This is a genomic window from Cyanobacterium sp. Dongsha4 (assembly GCF_036345015.1).
Classification (GTDB): Bacteria; Cyanobacteriota; Cyanobacteriia; order Cyanobacteriales; family Cyanobacteriaceae; genus PCC-10605.
The window spans coordinates 862,425-879,698 of sequence record NZ_CP084098.1 but is presented as its reverse complement, the minus strand read 5'-3'; the positions used below and the strand labels follow the sequence as shown (position 1 = coordinate 879,698).

The following is a 17,274-nucleotide window of genomic DNA, read 5'->3' as shown; positions in this document are numbered from 1 at the left end:
TTAAAATAGTTTTTCTCTTCCATAAATCTTTCTTGAATTAAATTTTAAGATAAGACTTTGTTAATTTTTTCAATTAAATCTTTTAAGCGAAAAGGCTTAGATAGATAATCGTCTGCACCAGCATTTATACATTTTTCTTTATCCCCTGTCATAGCCAAGGCGGTTACGGCAACAATGGGAATATTTTGCCAACGGGGATTTTCTTTAATTAACCTAATTGTTTCAAAACCATCAAGTTCGGGCATTTGAATGTCCATTAAAATTATACAGGGATTAATATCTTCTAACTTATTTAAAGCATCCTTGCCATTTTTGGCAACTTCTAAAGAAAAACCTTTTATTTGCAGATAATCAGAAACGGCATAAATATTTTCCTCGTCATCATCTACTAACAAAATTAAATTTTTAACATTTTTAACGCCTATTTTTTGTTCAGAATTATCGGAATTAGATTCTAAGCCCATACTGTCGAATAAATAATCATCATTTCCCTTAATCTTTTTCTTGGTAAATAAATTAACTCTGTGGGGATTTTGAGGATGCCAAAAAGCGGAATGATATTCTTGTTTTATCTCTTTGGAATAGGGAATATAAAAGGAAAAACAACTACCCTGATTAATTTCACTTTCTACACCAACGAAACCACCGTGAGCATCAACAATACGTTTGACTAATGCTAAACCTAAACCAGTACCAGCATATTGACGATTAAGACTACTATCTATTTGTACAAAAGTTTGAAATAATTTGCTTATATTTTCTTCTGCAATACCAATACCTGTATCAGTAACAGAGAAATGAATAAAAGTTTCATCGGTTTCTGATTTTTCGGATGTTAAGCTAAGTTGGGTAACTAAATTGATTTTTAATTCTATTTTTCCCCCTTCAGGTGTAAATTTAATACCGTTATTGAGTAGGTTGATTAAGGCTTGTCGAATACGTCTTTCATCTATTTGACAAAGTTTGTGAGTGGGGGGAATTTCATTGGTGAAGGTGAGGGTAATATTTTTTTTCTCTGCTAAATATCGAATAAAATTGAAGCTATCTAAGGACAAACTAACTACATCAACTAAACTAAAATTAAATTCTGTTTTGCCTGATTCTATTTTTGCTAAATCGAGAATATCGTTAATTAAATCTAGTAAATGTTTGCCACTACGATGAATATTATTGAGGGAGTCTAATTGTTTTTGATTTAAACTGCCAAATACTTGTTCTTGTAAGGCTTCAGATAGACCTAAAATACTATTTAAGGGAGTTCGTAATTCATGGCTCATACTCGCTAAAAATTCATCTTTCATGCGAGTGGTTTTTTCTAGTTCAATGTTAATTTTTTCTAAGTTTTCGTTACTCTCTCTGAGGATTTTTTCGGCTTCTTTTTGTGCGGTTATGTCGTAATTTACCCCAATTATTTTTAAGGGGTTACCCTCTTGATCTTTCTCAAGTATTCCATTTGCTTTAATATATACTGTTGTGCCACTGGAGTTTATAATTCGGAAAACAGTATCATATTCTGCTAAACCTAAACACGCTCTTTCAAATAAGTTGACGGTATCTTCAAAATCTTCTGGATGTAAGGCATTAGACCAAGTTTCATAACGGCAGGGTGTGCCAATGGGTACATTATAAAGTCTATACATCTGTTCATCCCAAGTTAGTTTTTGGGTTTTTAAATCTAGTTCCCAAATACCAATTTCAGCCGATTCCACTGCTAATTGTAATCTTTTTGATAATTCGCTGATATGACTTTCAATAAATTTGCGATCGCTAATATCGGTTATCATACCTAAAGCCCCCATAAATTCACCTTCATCACTAAAAATAGGGCTAGTAGATACGATCGCCCATAGAGGTGAACCATCTGCTCTGACAAATTTAAAGTCATGTTGTTCTGAGACTCCTTGTATGCGTTTTTCAAATAATTGTTGAGCAAAAACCTTCTCTGAATCCTCCATAAAACTCAAAAAAGATTTACCCCGAATATTCTCCACAGAGTAACCCAACATATCCGCTAAAGTTCGATTTACAAAAGTAGTTATACCCTTTTGATTAAGAACCCAAATACCTTCATTAGCTGTTTCTACAATCTTACGATAACGATTCTCACTTTGTTTTAAGGCTTTTTCTGCTCGTTTTTGTTCTGTTACATCCTGCATTAAGGCGAGAATATGGGTGCTACCATCCATTTTTTCTATAAAACAGGTGCTAATTTGAATTAAGCGAGGTTGACCATCTGCCCGAATAATACGCCATACTTCTTTATAAATATGTTCCCCTTGACGCATTCTGTTCATTCTTTCAATGGCTTTTTCTCGCAAATTAGGGTCAGGATAAAGACTTTGATACCAACCTTTTTGATTGATTTGCTCAAGGGTGTAACCTGTAATTTCCTCCATCTTATGATTCCAGACACTAAAACGGATGTAAGGAAAATCAGATATTTCAGAACAAACACACAACCCTTCTGCCATGTTTTCCAGTATTTGTCGGTTAAAGCTATTTTCCTGCGCTAGTTTTGCTTCATATTCTTTCCTTTTAGTTATATCTTGATAAGTACCCAAAATGCCGATAATTTCGCCTTCGTTATTTTTCAGGGGAAACTTACTGCTTTCAATGTACATAATAGACCCATCTTTTCGGTGACAAATATCCTGAAGTTTATATATTGGTTTATCGTTACTAATTACTTCACAGTCACATTGTTGATATTTATAAGCATCTTCTGACTTAAAACAAATTTCATTAGTATGTTTTCCTTGTAACTCTGAAATAGTTGAATCAAAATCATCAGCAAAAGCCTGATTACATCCGAGAAGCACTGATTGGGTGTTTTTCCAAAAAACTCTTTGAGGAATGGTATTTAAAACCAACTCTAACATTTCTTTTGCATTGAATAGGTCTTTTTCGCTTTGTTTCAATGCCTCTTCTGCCAATTTGCGATCGCTCACATCAATGATTGCACCGCATAAATGGATCAAATTCCCTTGAAAATCATAAACACCCTGACCTTTTTCATAAACCCAACGAATACTACCATCACGATGCTGTAAGCGATATTCTACCGTGAAAATATCTCTTCTTTGCAAACTTTTTTGTATTAATTCATTGACAGTATCTCGATCATCTGGGTGAATTAAATCAGCATAAGTAATCAATTTATTATCGGTTACTTCTTCGGGATAATAACCAGTGATATTCAATATTTCACCACTGATAAATTCCATCGTCCAAAAATTGTCATTGAGACAGCTATAAACTATTCCGGGAAAATTCTCAATTAAAGTGCGGTATTTTTGTTCTTTAATTTCTAATTGAGTAGTTTTTGTAATAATTTCATTTTTTAATTGTTGTTGCAGATTTGTTAATTCTATTACCGCTTTTTCTCTTTCTAACTCAGAGCTAATACGGGCGGCAAACACTTGTAAAATGTTAGCAATCATCTCTAATTTAATTTTAGGAATAAATGACTTGCTACCCACCGACAACCCACCAATTACCTCATTACTACCGTTAATTAGCTGAACACCTGCAAATCCTTCCATTTCTAAGTTGTTGAGGAATTCATTATCATGAAAAATGCTTCTCAAATTATTTTGGCAAGTAAATATTCCCTCTTGAACTGCTTTTCCACAAGGAAAATTTGTACAAGGAAAACAAAAGTTATTTTGAATTTTACCGTTAACCAAAAATACTAAAGTTTCAAGATATTGCTCTTTTTTTTCTGTAATAAATACATAGTCAACATCAAAATTAATGCTTATATATTCTGCTATTTTATAAATAAAATCTTTACCTGATATAGCCGCCGCACCTTCGATTAATTTATGCCAGTATCTTTCTTGTTCTCTATGTTCACTAATAATTTTATAAAGATGGTAAATAGTATCTGAACTATTTTGCTTTGTAATTTGATTATTTTTACTGTTATTAATAAATATTTTTTTCTGTTTATTATCTTCTTTTTTCTCACTAATATCTTCAGCAATAGTGAGATTTAATTGACTAATTAACCTCTCCATTTCCTGATAATTTAGCTTTGTATGTTTCTCAATATAGTCTTGAAAATCTTGACGAACTAAAACTCCGACAATGTCGTTATTATTATTAATAATTGCTAAATAATCACTTCCCGAAGAAATAAATTTATAAAGAACAATGAAAAGATTTGCTAATTCTGACTTTTTAACAGAGACAATAGGCAATAAATTGAGATTTTCTACTTTTAAACAATTCTTTTTTTCTGAATTTTGATGATATTTACATAAATTTTTACCAACTAAAATTCCCAAAGAATTATGCCAAGAAGAGGATTTTTCTCCCTGCTTCTGAACAACAAAAAAAATACTATTATGAGGATGTCCTTCACTTAAAGAAAGTACACTAGAAAAAGATTCATCTGCGGAGATAAAAGCAACGGGAAAATATGGTAGTTGATACCCTAGGGAAAAAGAAAAAGAAGACATAGTAACATCATTATTACCAAGATAAACTCAAAACCAAAGCTCACATACAATAACTATATATAATTATAATTAATGGGTCTTTTGGAACTTCTCACCCTCAATTATGACATATATTCTTTCAAGATAGGTGTTTATGATCTTCTGTATTTCTTGTTATGAAAAACTATTTACTCAATCCTTTTTTTTACGAGAAAATACTTAACTAATGCTTTTTTTTCTAGCAAAATATACTCAAATTTATAAAATAATTAAAGTAAATTCATAAAATTAAACATATTTTTATCAGAATAGTAATTCCCCATTTCTCATTCTTAATTCCTCATTTCTCATTCCTGAAAAGTGATTTATTTTCCTTTTCTTGGTAAAAATGCGATCGGATCTACCGCTTTACTACCATTAGGATGGATTTCAAAATGTAAGTGAGGACCAGTGCTAAAACCAGTACTACCCATTTTGGCTATCTGTTGCCCTTGGGTGACGTTTTGTCCACGGCGAACCAGAATTTTGCTATTGTGAGCATAAAGGGTAACACTACCATCGTAATGTCTGATTCTGACTAAATTACCAAAACCACCAGAATTCCAACCAGCAGTGATAACTTCTCCATCAGCCGCCGCAAAAATAGGAGTTCCCACTGGTGCGGCAATATCTATACCTCTGTGCATTCTACCCCAACGCCAACCATAACCAGAAGTAAACACCCCTTTAGCAGGCCAAATATAACCTCGAAAAGGTCTTTGACTTTCAGGTAAATAAGGGTCAGGAGAATTCAGTTGTGGTAAATTTGGAGAACCAATATCTCCTACCGCAGGACTCATCGTCGGATCATAGTATTCTATTTGAATGGGAACAACACTAACTAGATTACTGTTTTGAGAGCTATCTTCAAAATTGTCTTGACTCGAAGCACTAATCAGATTGATGTTATTCTCGTTTACGGTAGAATCAGCATTTACATCACCATTAGAAATAAATGTTGGCTCTTCTACATCTAAGGTAATAACATTGTTGGTAGTATTACTTTCAGTCTGTTGCTTGATAAAAGAATCCTTCGCAGAAGGTACAACAGGTATATTAACAGCACTAACGTCAGAACTATTATTAGAAGTTTCGATCGCAATGGGAATAGAAACAGATTCAGTTTTGATCAAATTGGGAGACTCCGCAGAATTAACGGGAATACTCAAAGGTTGCTCTTGACTTCCAGAAATAATCTGATTATCTGCAACCGTAAATTTATCCGCCGACTCAAAAGAAGTGGCCGACGTTTTTAATCTTTGATCAAAAGAAGGAGTAATGACTCTGGAAACATTGTTTTCAGTGACAACACCATTATTGATGTTAGATGAATGAGAAGTCGCTTTCGCAACTATAGAGTTACTGTTAGAATCAGTTTTTAAACTTGAAGTATTCTCCGTCAAAATAGAAACCTGTTCGGCACTATTAACCAATAAAGTAGGTTGGGAAAATTCTTGGGTTTTTGTCTTAACAGACTCTAAGACAGTGGCACTAACTGATTCAGGTGATGCGATTAATCCTAATGCTAGAACGAATCCAGCAGAAGATAATCTCTGAGATAGACACTTTAAGTTCATGGATTTAGTTTCCTTGTTACTCGTCACACGCTAAATAAAATTATTCGTGGGCAACTATTTTCTTTAGTAAAATTAATTGACTCCAATTAATTATAAATGGATGTCTTTTTTTAAGACTAAATTCTAACCTAATATATCAATAAATGTAAATTTATTTTAAAATTAATGATATAAATTTCTTATATGTGTTAGGCAATATTGTAATTAACCACTAAAAATTTATTTCTCTGTTTGTATTAATTAACAAAGGTTATAAGAGTTAATAGCTATTGGTTTTTGATTTATTTTTCGTCATCTAAGAGAAATCACCTATTAATTTTTTATGACTTATTCTTAGTAGAGATTATGATAAAACCCTGAAAATCTTGAAAAGTTCGTAAGTAACAAAACTGAATCTTCTTGTCGGTTATGATGGTCAATATTCGATTCTTTCTTTTCTAGGATCAACCCTTTTTTTTCAAATCAGCTTTAATAAAAATAAAACAAATTTTTTAAATAATTACTGTCGTTTAAAATTGAGGAGAAAATCAAACAATGACCTACTGTTTTGATATTGTGGGAATTGCTCCCGTATTAGATTTTTTCTACTATCAACAAAAAGTTGAACAAAGCCCTCATCGTAGTAAAGCCTATTTAGGAAGCTATGAATGTACTTTAGACAGTTTTATTCAATCAACGGATATGATTCCTCAAAAGCCAGACTGGAACTGGGATCAAGTGATAGAAAGTATCATTGATTTTTGGTTACATCAGGAAAAAGAAATTGAAAAATGGAGAAACAATTTTAGCAAAACACAAGAAGAAATCTTAATTATTGGGAGAATTGCTAATGTTAATCTTTTGAGAAGGGATTTTAATTCTCTAATCTAATTTTAATTCTTCCGCAAGAATATCATCTGAGTTCGGAGTTCGGAGTTAGGGGTTCGGAGTTAGGAGTTATTAATTATCAACTATTTAACCTGAGTTTTGGATAAGCTGAAAGCTGAAACCAACTCGTAGTCAGAAAACCTTATAGCTTCTTAGAAATAACGATAAAATTGCCTTAACCCGAACTAACGTTAAAAATATATTCAACCCCTACCACCTCAAACCCTAAGCCTTTACTTCCTCCTCTCATTCTCTCTTCTCATCTGGTCATCATCCTAACACCTGCAACCTGACCTGAGTTCGGAGTTCGGAGTTCGGGGTTCGGAGTTAAAAGTTATAGTTATTGACAAAAAAGCTGAATAAATTAATTTCATAAGAATTTATTTAATTATTTTTTCTCGCAAAATTTTCTCTGCGATAACTCTCAAGTTGTTATTTTTCAAAACTTTCTTCATCGAACTCAGGTAACCTGCAACCTGAAACCTGACACCTAACCTTATCGGATATTCTTAAACCGAACTGAGGTTATTTATCTTTGCCCCTTGCCCCTTGCCCTTTTTACTTTGTCTTTTGCCTAACTTAACCGACAATTTTACATCTAGTTCAGGTTAATTATTAAGCTCAATAGAGGTTTGCTATCTCTTTCGGGCAACAATTGTACGATGACGAATGCTAATGGGAATAATAGAGGGTTTTTCAAATCCAGCATCGAGAAAAACTGATTCCATATTCAAACTAAAATATTCGTCTAAATAAGGTTCAGTGCTTTTCAAGAGGGTGAACACATAACGAGGCATTTTTTTGTAAACTTCTGATTGGGGATTCATGTCCATCATGCAAAAGTATCCCCCTGTTTTTAGGACTCTATGGGCTTCTTCGATTATATTTTTTGCGGCTAATTGAGGCAATTCATGAAAAATTAAAAAGGCGGAAACTAAGTCATGGGAGTTTGAGGGAAGATTTGTTTTTTCAGCCTGAGAGTGTAACCATTGAATCTTTTGATTTTTTTGTTGGCTTTGATAGTTGGCAACGGAGAGAAAGTAGGGAGATAAGTCTAACCCTGAAATTTCACTTTCTGGATACTGTTCTTTTAATGCAAAGGTACTTAATCCTACTCCGCAACCAATATCAAGAATATTTTGAGGAGTAATAGTTAACTTTTCTTTTAATACTTGATGATAGTTATTTCTGAGGGTGCGATCGCCCTCTTTTTGAGGAGTTTTACTATAAATGGTAGAATGAACGCTATAAGCCGCCGACTCTAATTCCCAAGCCGCTTCCCATTGCAAATTTCCTTTTTCGTAGGCATGGAAAGAGTTAAGATAATAGTCTGGATAACTTATATTAGTGTTGGTTAAAGAATTTATTTCTTGTTCCCAATCATGATTTTGTAAGGAATTGATATTTTCTTGCCAGTTTACCCCAATGGAATAAGCCCGTTTGATAATCATGTTTCTGGCTCTGTTTTTGGCAAATTCCGCCAAGGGTTTTATGGCTAATAAACCATTAATGATTTTCGTACTTAGGGTCGTTTCTGCAGAGGTAGCACTAATAGTCATATTAAATTATTTATCACTTACAATTGATTATTTATAATCCTTATATATTTAACTTTTTTTAAGGTTAAAAAACAATCTTTGTAACAAAATATAACTAAAAAGTTATTGAATAAATAGAGTTTTATATCCAACTGAGATTAAAATAACTAAAGGCTGCGATCGCATCTAACCAATTTCAGGCTATACAGCAATCACAGACCTTTTTTACTTGAGATGATTAATAAAAATCAACGTACTAGAACCTAGAATAAACCTAAAGTTAAAGACTTATCAATAGGGAATACAGAACCAGCACCTAACCAAAGGGTAACTAAAGTACCGAATAAAAATACAGTCATCGCAATAGGGCGACGGAAAGGATTTTGGAACTTATTAACGCTTTCAATAAAAGGAACAAGCATTAAACCTAAAGGAATAGCCGCTTGACAAGCAATACCTAAAAGTTTGTTAGGTAAAATACGCAAAATTTGGAATACAGGATATAAATACCATTCAGGTAAAATTTCCAAAGGAGTTGCGAAAGGATCAGCAGGTTCACCAATCATAGCAGGATCTAAAATTGCTAAACCAACAATTAAACCTAATGCACCCAAAATACATACAGGGAACATATAGAGAATATCGTTAGGCCACGCAATCTCACCATAGTAGTGGTGTCCCATATTTTGAGCCAATTTTGCTCTCAATTTAGGATCATTAAGATCTGGCTTTTTAATTAACTGAGAATTAGGATTAGACATAGTATGCAATTATCTCCTTAAATGAATGAGAAAAAGGAATAAAGACAATTCAAGAATTATGTTTTATTTTATCCTGAACATCCTTATGTCCTGTCAATTTGTTAACTAATATTGAAAAAGACGAGACATATTGTCATCGCCTTCAAAGTTAACTATCAATTTACAAAGGACCAGAAATACCTTGCTTACGGATTAAGAGGAAGTGTAATAACATAAACACTGCCATTAACCAAGGTAAAACGAAAGTGTGAATAGTATAGAAACGAGTTAAAGTTGCTTGACCAACACTCGCACCACCTCTTAAAAGTTCTACCATTTGATCTCCCACCACAGGAATAGCCGCAGGTACACCAGAAACGATTTTAACCGCCCAATAACCTACTTGATCCCAAGGTAAAGAATAACCAGTTACACCGAAAGAAACGGTAATAACTGCCATTGTTACACCCACAATCCAAGTTAACTCACGAGGTTTTTTGAAACCACCAGTCAAATAAACACGGAAAACGTGGAGAATTAACATCAAGACCATCATACTAGCAGACCAGCGATGGATAGAACGAATTAACCAACCGAAGTTAACTTCATTCATGATGAATTGAACAGAAGAAAACGCTTCGGTAACGGTGGGTTTGTAGTAAAAAGTCATCGCAAACCCAGTAGCAAACTGAATTAAGAAGCAAGTTAAAGTGATTCCACCAAGACAGTAAAAAATATTTACATGAGGGGGAACATACTTACTGCTAATGTCATCGGAGATCGCTTCGATTTCTAAACGATCATTAAACCATTTATAAACAGGTGAATCGGTTACTTGTTTAGTAAACATTAAGCCCTAAGCTAAATATATTATTATTTATGTACAGTTAAGTGCCATTTAGAAAACCTGTAGAAATATACAAGTATCTTCTTTAGTTCTGTTTTGAACTATAAAGCCTAACGGCAAGGCTTTTACCTAAATTGTGTTACTCAGTTTCTCTTTCTCACTTTTAGGATAATTGTTTTTTTAGGACTTACGTTATTTACTGCCTAAAACGTCTTAATTGTGTGCTACAAGGAAACCTGAGAATTTTAGACACAATTCTTTAAGTTATCTCCAGTTAACAACGACAATTAATCAATTGGATGATTATATCATGACGTTTTAGTAAAAAAAGAAAAAGTATAAGACAACTATTCTTCAATTACTAAATAAAATTTAACATATCTCTAAGTTTTTCTGCTAGTTTTGATGATGACTAGAAACAGAAACTTAAAATAACAGTCAAAAGCAATGTTTTGTTTATTTGTTGCCTTTGAACTGTTTTAAGGGAAATTTCCCTTACTTTATATATTCAAAAAAATCACCAAACCTTAAAAATAACAATTTAACTTATCTTTTATCCCCTGATATTGTAATTCGGGATATGTTTTGAAGCAATCAACAAAAGTGATGCTTTGTCGAAAGTATTTGGGGCTTAGATGTGTATAACTCTCAAATAAATTAACCCCATAATTAAATTAACTCAAACAGTTAAAATAATATGATTAAATCTAAACCTTAACGAAAACGTTTTTTGCGACGAGCAACGGCTTTGCGTTTTTTCTTCTCAATGGGGGTTTCATAGTGACGTAAACGCTTAATATCAGCGAATATACCCGCTTTGGAAACTTGTCTTTTAAAACGACGTAAAGCTGATTCTATATTTTCATTTTGTCCCACAACCACTTGGGTCATGCAATATCCTCCTTTTTCTAAAATTTACTGCATTTTCAATTATATCGTGATCAGCACATTATATCAAAATATTAAAAGGATTTGACCATTAAATCTTATGTTTTAAGTTCATTAATAATGAATTTTCCAGACTCCATTCTCCATAATTCGAGCGTATTCTTCGCCTTGTAGTAAATCTTGATCGTATTTTCCATCCGTATATTCTAAAGATGCGATCGCCCATCCTCCTTCTAAAACTTTGCGATTAATCAATTGATTGTTTAACCAAACATATCCTATCGAACGTCCATATTTATCTTTTTGATTTAATTGTGTTTCAACTTTGACGATTACCGAATTAAGCGGATAATGATAATTATTTGTCAATAATCGAATTAAATGCTGTTGAGCTAACTTTTTATCATAATCAATATTCGATGGTATTTCTACCCCCATTAACCTGAGAGAAAAGATTTTTTTATCGACTACAATTTCTAGGGTTTGTCCACTTATTACTCTATTTATTTTTGCATTTATACCATCAACTCTATCTGAAGAATTACAACTAAATAAGAAAATAATTAAAAAACATATTAGTAAAAGATTTTTAATCATGAAATAAAAAATATTTTTATGTAATCAGTTATAAAAAAAGGAATTATGTTAGTTGTATATAAAATTTAATGCGGTCTCAAAAATTGTATTTCCTTCTTTTACTAAAAGCTATAAAACCACAAATATCAAGAAATTGGAGGCTAAAAAACTAGGTGCGATCGTTGTTGTAAAAGTACCTTTGGCATTGTACTTGAAATAAATATCTATTCCTGATAGAATCAAAATAACACTATTTAAAAATGGTTAAAAATGTTAGATAACTTTAGTAGAGAGAATCATAATATTTTCATCTAATTTTGTATTTAGAACCAGCATATAAATTTATAATTAATACTATAACAAAAAACTTAACTATATATTTTATCTTAAATGAAAAGACCAATTGCGATCGACCTTTTTTCGGGATGTGGAGGAATGTCATTAGGTTTAGAAGCGTCTGGATTTGATGTTATGGTAGCCGTAGAATTTGACGCAATCCATGCCTTAATTCATCATCTCAATTTTCCCTACACTCACACTATTTGTCAAGATATAAACCATCTCAAAACCGAGTATTTAAAAGGGATTCTTCAAGATAAAGGTATCGATGAAATCGATTTAATCGCAGGGGGGCCACCCTGTCAAGGGTTTTCTCTCATGGGAAAAAGACAATTAGATGATCCTCGTAATTCATTAGTTTTTGAATATGTGCGAATAATTCGAGATTTACAACCGAAATATTTTGTCTTTGAGAATGTACCGGGTATAGCCGTTGGTAATCATAAACAATTTTTAGAAGAATTAATCAACGAATTTGAGTCATTGGGTTATCACATTGCAAAACCCATTAAAATTCTCGATGCAAGTCTTTTTGGTGCACCCCAGAAGCGAAAACGCCTTATTCTTATGGGTAGTCGTCATGATATGCCTCCCGTTAACTATCCCCTCGAAACAGGGGAATATAATGACGTGGCGAATACTATCAATGATTTAGGCAATATTCCTGTTTTTATCGGTAAAAATGAAGGTATAGAAGTAAATAAGCTCGATTATTCAGGATTTAGACGTAATTTTGCCCTAAAACCTCAAGGAATTTATCGATTATGTCATGACAGACAACGAGACAATTTAGTTTATAATCATGTTGGCTCAAATCATACAGAAAAATCAAAACAACGTTTTCAAAATACCCCTCAAGGACAAGTAGAAAAAACCAGTCGTTTTTTGAAACTTTCACCTACAGGATTGTGTAACACACTAAGGGCTGGAACCGCCAGAGATAAAGGAGCTTATACTGCCGCTCGTCCTATCCACTACAATCAACCAAGATGTATTACAGTAAGGGAAGCAGGAAGACTGCATACATTTCCTGATTGGTTTTTATTTCATGAGACAATTTGGCATGGTTTCCGAGAAATTGGTAACGCAGTTATTCCTATGTTAGCGAAGGCAATAGGAGACGAAATAATTAAAGTTTTAGAAGTGGACATTAACCAATTAGAAGTGAGAAAATTAGAAAAAATTGATTTAGAATTTATGGCATACAATATGGATAAAGCATCAAATTATTGGAATGTTTCTAATGATATAATTCCGAAAAGAAAAAGATTAGAAATGAGTGTTTTATGAGTAAATATGATGACATTATAGAAACAGTATTCTTTAATAACTATAAGGAAGGTTATAAAAAAGTATCATTTGGTAGAGAAGAATTAGCTGAAGCCTGTGACACTTTAAATATTAATAGAATAAAAAATTTAGGTGATATTCCCTACACTTATCGCTTTAGGAGAAATTTGCCTGATTCTATCAAAAATAAAGCTCCCGAAAATACTGATTGGATTATAATTGGTACTGGTAGAGCTTCATACGAATTTAGACAAGCAACTCCGGGGAAAATTGAAGTAACAAAAAATAGACAGTTAATAAAAATACCAGATGCTACTCCCGAAATTGTGAAACGCTATGCACCGGGTATGGATGAACAAGCCTTATTAACCAAAGTTCGATATAATCGACTAATTGATATATTTACTGGATTAACTTGTTATTCAATTCAAAATCATTTAAGAACCAGTATAGATACTATTGGACAAATTGAAATTGATGAAATTTATTTAGGAATTAATAAAAGAGGTGCTCATTTTGTTTTACCTTGTCAAGCGAAATCACCAGGTGATAGCTTTGGTATTGTACAAGTTATGCAAGATATTGAGTTTTGTAAAATTCGCTATCCGAATCTAATTTGTAAGCCTATTGCTTTGCAGTTTTTAAGCGATAATGATGTAGCTATTTTAGAGTTATCTGTAGAAGAAACTCAGGAAAAATTCCGTCTTTCTGTTGTGGAAGAAAAACACTATCAATTAGTGTTTAAAAATGAGATTTCAGAAGAAGAAATAAAGAATATTTGTAAACAAGAATAATTAGGAGATATTTTATGACTATCGCAGATTTAATTAAAGCAGAAATTGACAGTATTCCTGAAGAGTTACAATTATTATTGCTCGATTTTATTGAATTATTAAAAAAACGGTATCCCTCATTAAAAAGTGACAATAGAGATTTAGAACTTACTGATAAAATAGATGAAGAATCCTTTATTGGAATGTGGAAAGATAGAGAAGATATGAAGAATAGTAGTGAATGGGTAAGAGAAATTAGAAAGCAAGAGTGGTAGTAATTAAATGAGTAATAAAATTTGAATTGATACGGATATTTAAATCGATATTAGTCGAGAAATTTATACAGCAATTAATCGAATTAACAAAGAAAAATTAAATAATAAACTATGTATAAGCGTCATTACTAAAATGGAGTTAATAATCGGTTGTCGCAATAAAATAGAGCAACAAAAACTTAATAAATTTTTGCAAGGATTTTTGATTATTAATGTTAATGAATCAATCTCGAATCAAGGGTGTCAATTATTAGAAAAATATCGTCTCAGTCATGGATTATTAATTGCAGATGCTTTGATAGCGGCTACGGCAATTATTTTAGATATTCCTCTTTTGTCGAAAAATCAAAGTGACTATCGTTTTATTGATGAAATTAATTTATTATCTTATCCTTAAAATGAATAAATGAAAGTTTTAAAAGATGTAAAATTTATCGATTTATTCGCAGGAATTGGCGGATTTCATCAAGCATTAAATTATTATGGAGCTAAGTGTGTTTTTGCTTCCGAATGGGATAAACATTGTCAGGAAATTTACTTAAAAAATTACGGTATTTTACCCGAAGGAGATATAACCATAATTCCCAAAAATAATATTCCTAGGCATGATATTTTGTGTGCTGGTTTTCCTTGTCAAGCCTTTAGTATTTCTGGCAAACAATTAGGATTTAATGATACTAGGGGTACTTTATTTTTTGATATAGTGAGAATTGCTCAATATCATCAACCGTTATTGTTAATCTTAGAAAATGTGAAAAATTTTGCTAGGCATCATGAGGGAAAAACCTTAAAAGTTGTGGACAATACTTTAAATGAGATTGGTTATCATGTTTTTTATCAAGTATTAAATGCTTCTAATTTTGGTGTACCTCAAAGAAGAGAAAGAATTTATATTTTAGGTTTTAGAAAAGATTTAAAAGTTAAAAATTTTATTTTTCCTAATAGTTATAGTAAAGCAACCAGTTTAATCGATTTTTGTTTAGATAACTCAGAAATTCAAGATTTTATTATTAATAGAAGTGATATAAAAATTAAGGATAATTTAGAAATAAATAGAGATATTTTCGGTAATTATCCACAAAAACCCATCAGAATCGGTATGATTAATAAAGGTGGGCAAGGAGAAAGAATATATCATCAATTTGGTCATGCTATCACTCTATCAGCTTATGGTGGTGGTGTCGGTGCGAAAACAGGAGTTTATTTAATCAATGGTAAAATCAGGAAATTAGCACCAAGAGAATGTGCCAGAATTATGGGGTTTCCTGATGATTTTGTAATTAGTGATAGTAAAAATATTGCCTATAAACAATTTGGTAATAGTGTCGTGGTTAATGTTTTAAAGTCAATAGTAGAAAAAATTTTTGCCGTTGATAATTTGTTTACTTTTCATCCTAAAGTTGTTTCACTCTTAAATTTTGCCAGTGACAAAAACAGATAAAATTTTTCTGTATTTACATTACATCTGAGGTTTAAAATAGTTTATAATAATTGATCTATAAAAATATAAATTCCTCAATCAATATGGAATATATTTCTCTAAAAGAATTACCTAATCAGTCAGTATCTCATAATCAATCTATTAAAAAAAAGACTATTTTAAACAAGGGAAAATTGCCCCATATTACTAATTTTTCACAAGCTATTTTCGCTCCTAAACAAGTTGCATATGTTCATAATCATGATGATATGTGGGAAGTTTTTTATGTGGAAAAAGGAACGGGAATTATTAAAATTAATGAGCGAGAATATATTTTAGAAAAAGGTGTTTGTGTTTTAGTTGAGCCAAATGAAAATCATGAAATCATTAATAATGGTGATGATAACTTAATTATTAATTATTTTGGTGTTGTAAATTAATATTTTTAATATAGGAGTAAGATTAATGCTTTTATCTAATAAAAAAGAAGAAGATATAAAAGACTATTTAAAAGTAGAGTATCCTGTAGTGGAGATTTTTCATTCTTTACAAGGAGAAGGCTTTTGGGCGGGTGTTAATGCTTTTTTCATTCGCTTGGCAGGATGTGATGTTTACTGCCCTTGGTGTGATCAAAAAGAAACTTGGTCAATGAAAAAATATCCTTTCTTTACGGTAGAAAATTTATTGAATGAAGTCAATACGATTGAGACTAAACATATTATTATCACTGGAGGAGAGCCTTTATTACACAATCTTCTGCCTTTAACTAAAATATTAAAGTATGGAGGTTATCAAACTCATTTAGAAACTTCTGGAAGCAATGTTTTTACTGGAGAATTTGACTGGGTAACTCTTTCTCCTAAACCATATAAGAAGCCTTATGAAAGTATTTATGCTCAAGTAGATGAGTTAAAAGTAGTTATTGATAATGAAAACGATTTAAAATGGGCAGTCTCAGAGGCAGAAAAATTACCTAGACATACAGTCAAATATTTACAACCTCAGTGGGAAAATCCTGCTAGTCAGAAATTAGTCATAGACTATATTCTTTCTCATCCACAATGGCGAATGAGTTTGCAAACTCATAAATATCTCAATATTCTTTAAAACTAATTTCAATTCCTATACCCTCAAACCTTTCTAAATTAAGGTATTCTTATGTCAAACTGAGGTGATTTTATTAGCCTAATGTAAAGTTTTGTAACAATATTGCCATTATAACGGGTTGACATCTTGACAGATGAAAAAAAAGCAGTTAAATTAAGAACATCGCATTTGGGCATATCAAAATAAAGCGAATATGCAAGATAAGCAAAAAGTTACTCTTTATCTTCCACCTACCTTACACCGTCAATTGAAAGTAAAGGCGGCGATCGAAACTGATTCCATGTCAGCTTTAGTCGAAAAAGCTATTAGCTTTTATCTTCAACACCCGGAAACCGTGGAGGAAGTAGAGGCCAGTTATGGCAAAACTCACCAAGTACACGTTTGCCCTGAATGTAATGCCGCAATGGTAATGCGTGATGGCAAAATGATTTCTTTGAAAAACCAACCTAGTATTGTTGATGAAGAGTTTCCCTTAATTGGTGAAAAATCTTCCGTGACTACTGGTACAGAAGGGCAAGAGGAGTTAATTCCCTGCTAAACGGTGATTCATAGTCTA

General features: G+C 32.1%; 15 protein-coding genes and 1 pseudogene. 9 read left to right on the top strand and 7 right to left on the bottom strand.

Annotation, left to right across the window (positions count from 1 at the left end; translation table 11 throughout):
- Window positions 1–44: 44 nt before the first annotated feature.
- A complete protein-coding gene (locus Dongsha4_RS03685) occupies window positions 45–4,463 on the bottom strand; it encodes a PAS domain S-box protein (RefSeq protein ID WP_330204393.1) in 4,419 nt (1,472 codons plus the stop codon).
- 344 nt (window positions 4,464–4,807) lie between these two features.
- A pseudogene (locus Dongsha4_RS03680) lies at window positions 4,808–5,251 on the bottom strand (M23 family metallopeptidase); the annotation flags it as partial.
- A gap of 1,341 nt (window positions 5,252–6,592) precedes the next feature.
- Here Dongsha4_RS03680 and Dongsha4_RS03675 point away from each other — a divergent pair.
- Entirely contained in the window at window positions 6,593–6,928 is a 336-nt protein-coding gene (locus Dongsha4_RS03675; protein WP_330204392.1) for a hypothetical protein, read from the top strand.
- A 632-nt stretch (window positions 6,929–7,560) separates the two neighbouring features.
- Here the strand turns inward: Dongsha4_RS03675 and Dongsha4_RS03670 are convergent.
- The 5 genes from Dongsha4_RS03670 to Dongsha4_RS03650 form a co-directional block, all read right to left on the bottom strand.
- Window positions 7,561–8,484 carry a class I SAM-dependent methyltransferase gene (locus Dongsha4_RS03670; RefSeq protein WP_330204391.1) on the bottom strand — a complete coding sequence of 308 codons (924 nt, stop codon included), beginning with the start codon at window positions 8,482–8,484 and terminating at the stop codon, window positions 7,561–7,563.
- Window positions 8,485–8,726: 242 nt separating this feature from the next.
- On the bottom strand, window positions 8,727–9,224 hold the full coding sequence (gene petD, locus Dongsha4_RS03665) for a cytochrome b6-f complex subunit IV (protein ID WP_015220797.1): 498 nt from the start codon (window positions 9,222–9,224) through the stop codon (window positions 8,727–8,729).
- Between the two features lie 160 nt (window positions 9,225–9,384).
- Window positions 9,385–10,053 carry a cytochrome b6 gene (gene petB / locus Dongsha4_RS03660; protein WP_015220796.1) on the bottom strand — a complete coding sequence of 223 codons (669 nt, stop codon included), beginning with the start codon at window positions 10,051–10,053 and terminating at the stop codon, window positions 9,385–9,387.
- Between the two features lie 711 nt (window positions 10,054–10,764).
- Window positions 10,765–10,941 (bottom strand): 30S ribosomal protein S21, encoded by a 177-nt coding sequence (gene rpsU / locus Dongsha4_RS03655; RefSeq protein ID WP_015220795.1) that lies wholly within the window; start codon window positions 10,939–10,941, stop codon window positions 10,765–10,767.
- 111 nt (window positions 10,942–11,052) lie between these two features.
- On the bottom strand, window positions 11,053–11,535 hold the full coding sequence (locus tag Dongsha4_RS03650) for a thermonuclease family protein (RefSeq protein WP_330204390.1): 483 nt from the start codon (window positions 11,533–11,535) through the stop codon (window positions 11,053–11,055).
- 369 nt (window positions 11,536–11,904) lie between these two features.
- On the opposite strand from Dongsha4_RS03650, the gene Dongsha4_RS03645 reads away from it, so the two are divergent.
- From Dongsha4_RS03645 to Dongsha4_RS03610, 8 genes are all read left to right on the top strand, one after another.
- The gene (locus tag Dongsha4_RS03645; RefSeq protein WP_330204389.1) at window positions 11,905–13,143 is read left to right on the top strand and encodes a DNA cytosine methyltransferase; all 1,239 of its coding nucleotides are present in this window, start codon (window positions 11,905–11,907) and stop codon (window positions 13,141–13,143) included.
- A complete protein-coding gene (locus Dongsha4_RS03640) occupies window positions 13,140–13,937 on the top strand; it encodes an endonuclease (protein WP_330204388.1) in 798 nt (265 codons plus the stop codon). The genes Dongsha4_RS03645 and Dongsha4_RS03640 overlap by 4 nt, the downstream gene beginning before the upstream one ends.
- Before the next feature lie 14 nt (window positions 13,938–13,951).
- Window positions 13,952–14,191, top strand: a complete 240-nt coding sequence (locus Dongsha4_RS03635; protein WP_330204387.1) for a DUF2281 domain-containing protein — start codon at window positions 13,952–13,954, stop codon at window positions 14,189–14,191.
- A gap of 43 nt (window positions 14,192–14,234) precedes the next feature.
- Complete coding sequence (locus Dongsha4_RS03630) at window positions 14,235–14,588, top strand: type II toxin-antitoxin system VapC family toxin (RefSeq protein ID WP_330205386.1); 354 nt, start codon at window positions 14,235–14,237, stop codon at window positions 14,586–14,588.
- Between the two features lie 9 nt (window positions 14,589–14,597).
- Entirely contained in the window at window positions 14,598–15,632 is a 1,035-nt protein-coding gene (locus tag Dongsha4_RS03625) for a DNA cytosine methyltransferase (protein ID WP_330204386.1), read from the top strand.
- A gap of 83 nt (window positions 15,633–15,715) precedes the next feature.
- A complete protein-coding gene (locus tag Dongsha4_RS03620) occupies window positions 15,716–16,051 on the top strand; it encodes a cupin domain-containing protein (RefSeq protein WP_330204385.1) in 336 nt (111 codons plus the stop codon).
- A 25-nt stretch (window positions 16,052–16,076) separates the two neighbouring features.
- A complete protein-coding gene (locus tag Dongsha4_RS03615) occupies window positions 16,077–16,718 on the top strand; it encodes a 7-carboxy-7-deazaguanine synthase QueE (RefSeq protein WP_330204384.1) in 642 nt (213 codons plus the stop codon).
- Window positions 16,719–16,911: 193 nt separating this feature from the next.
- On the top strand, window positions 16,912–17,256 hold the full coding sequence (locus Dongsha4_RS03610) for a hypothetical protein (protein WP_015220789.1): 345 nt from the start codon (window positions 16,912–16,914) through the stop codon (window positions 17,254–17,256).
- Window positions 17,257–17,274: the final 18 nt, after the last annotated feature.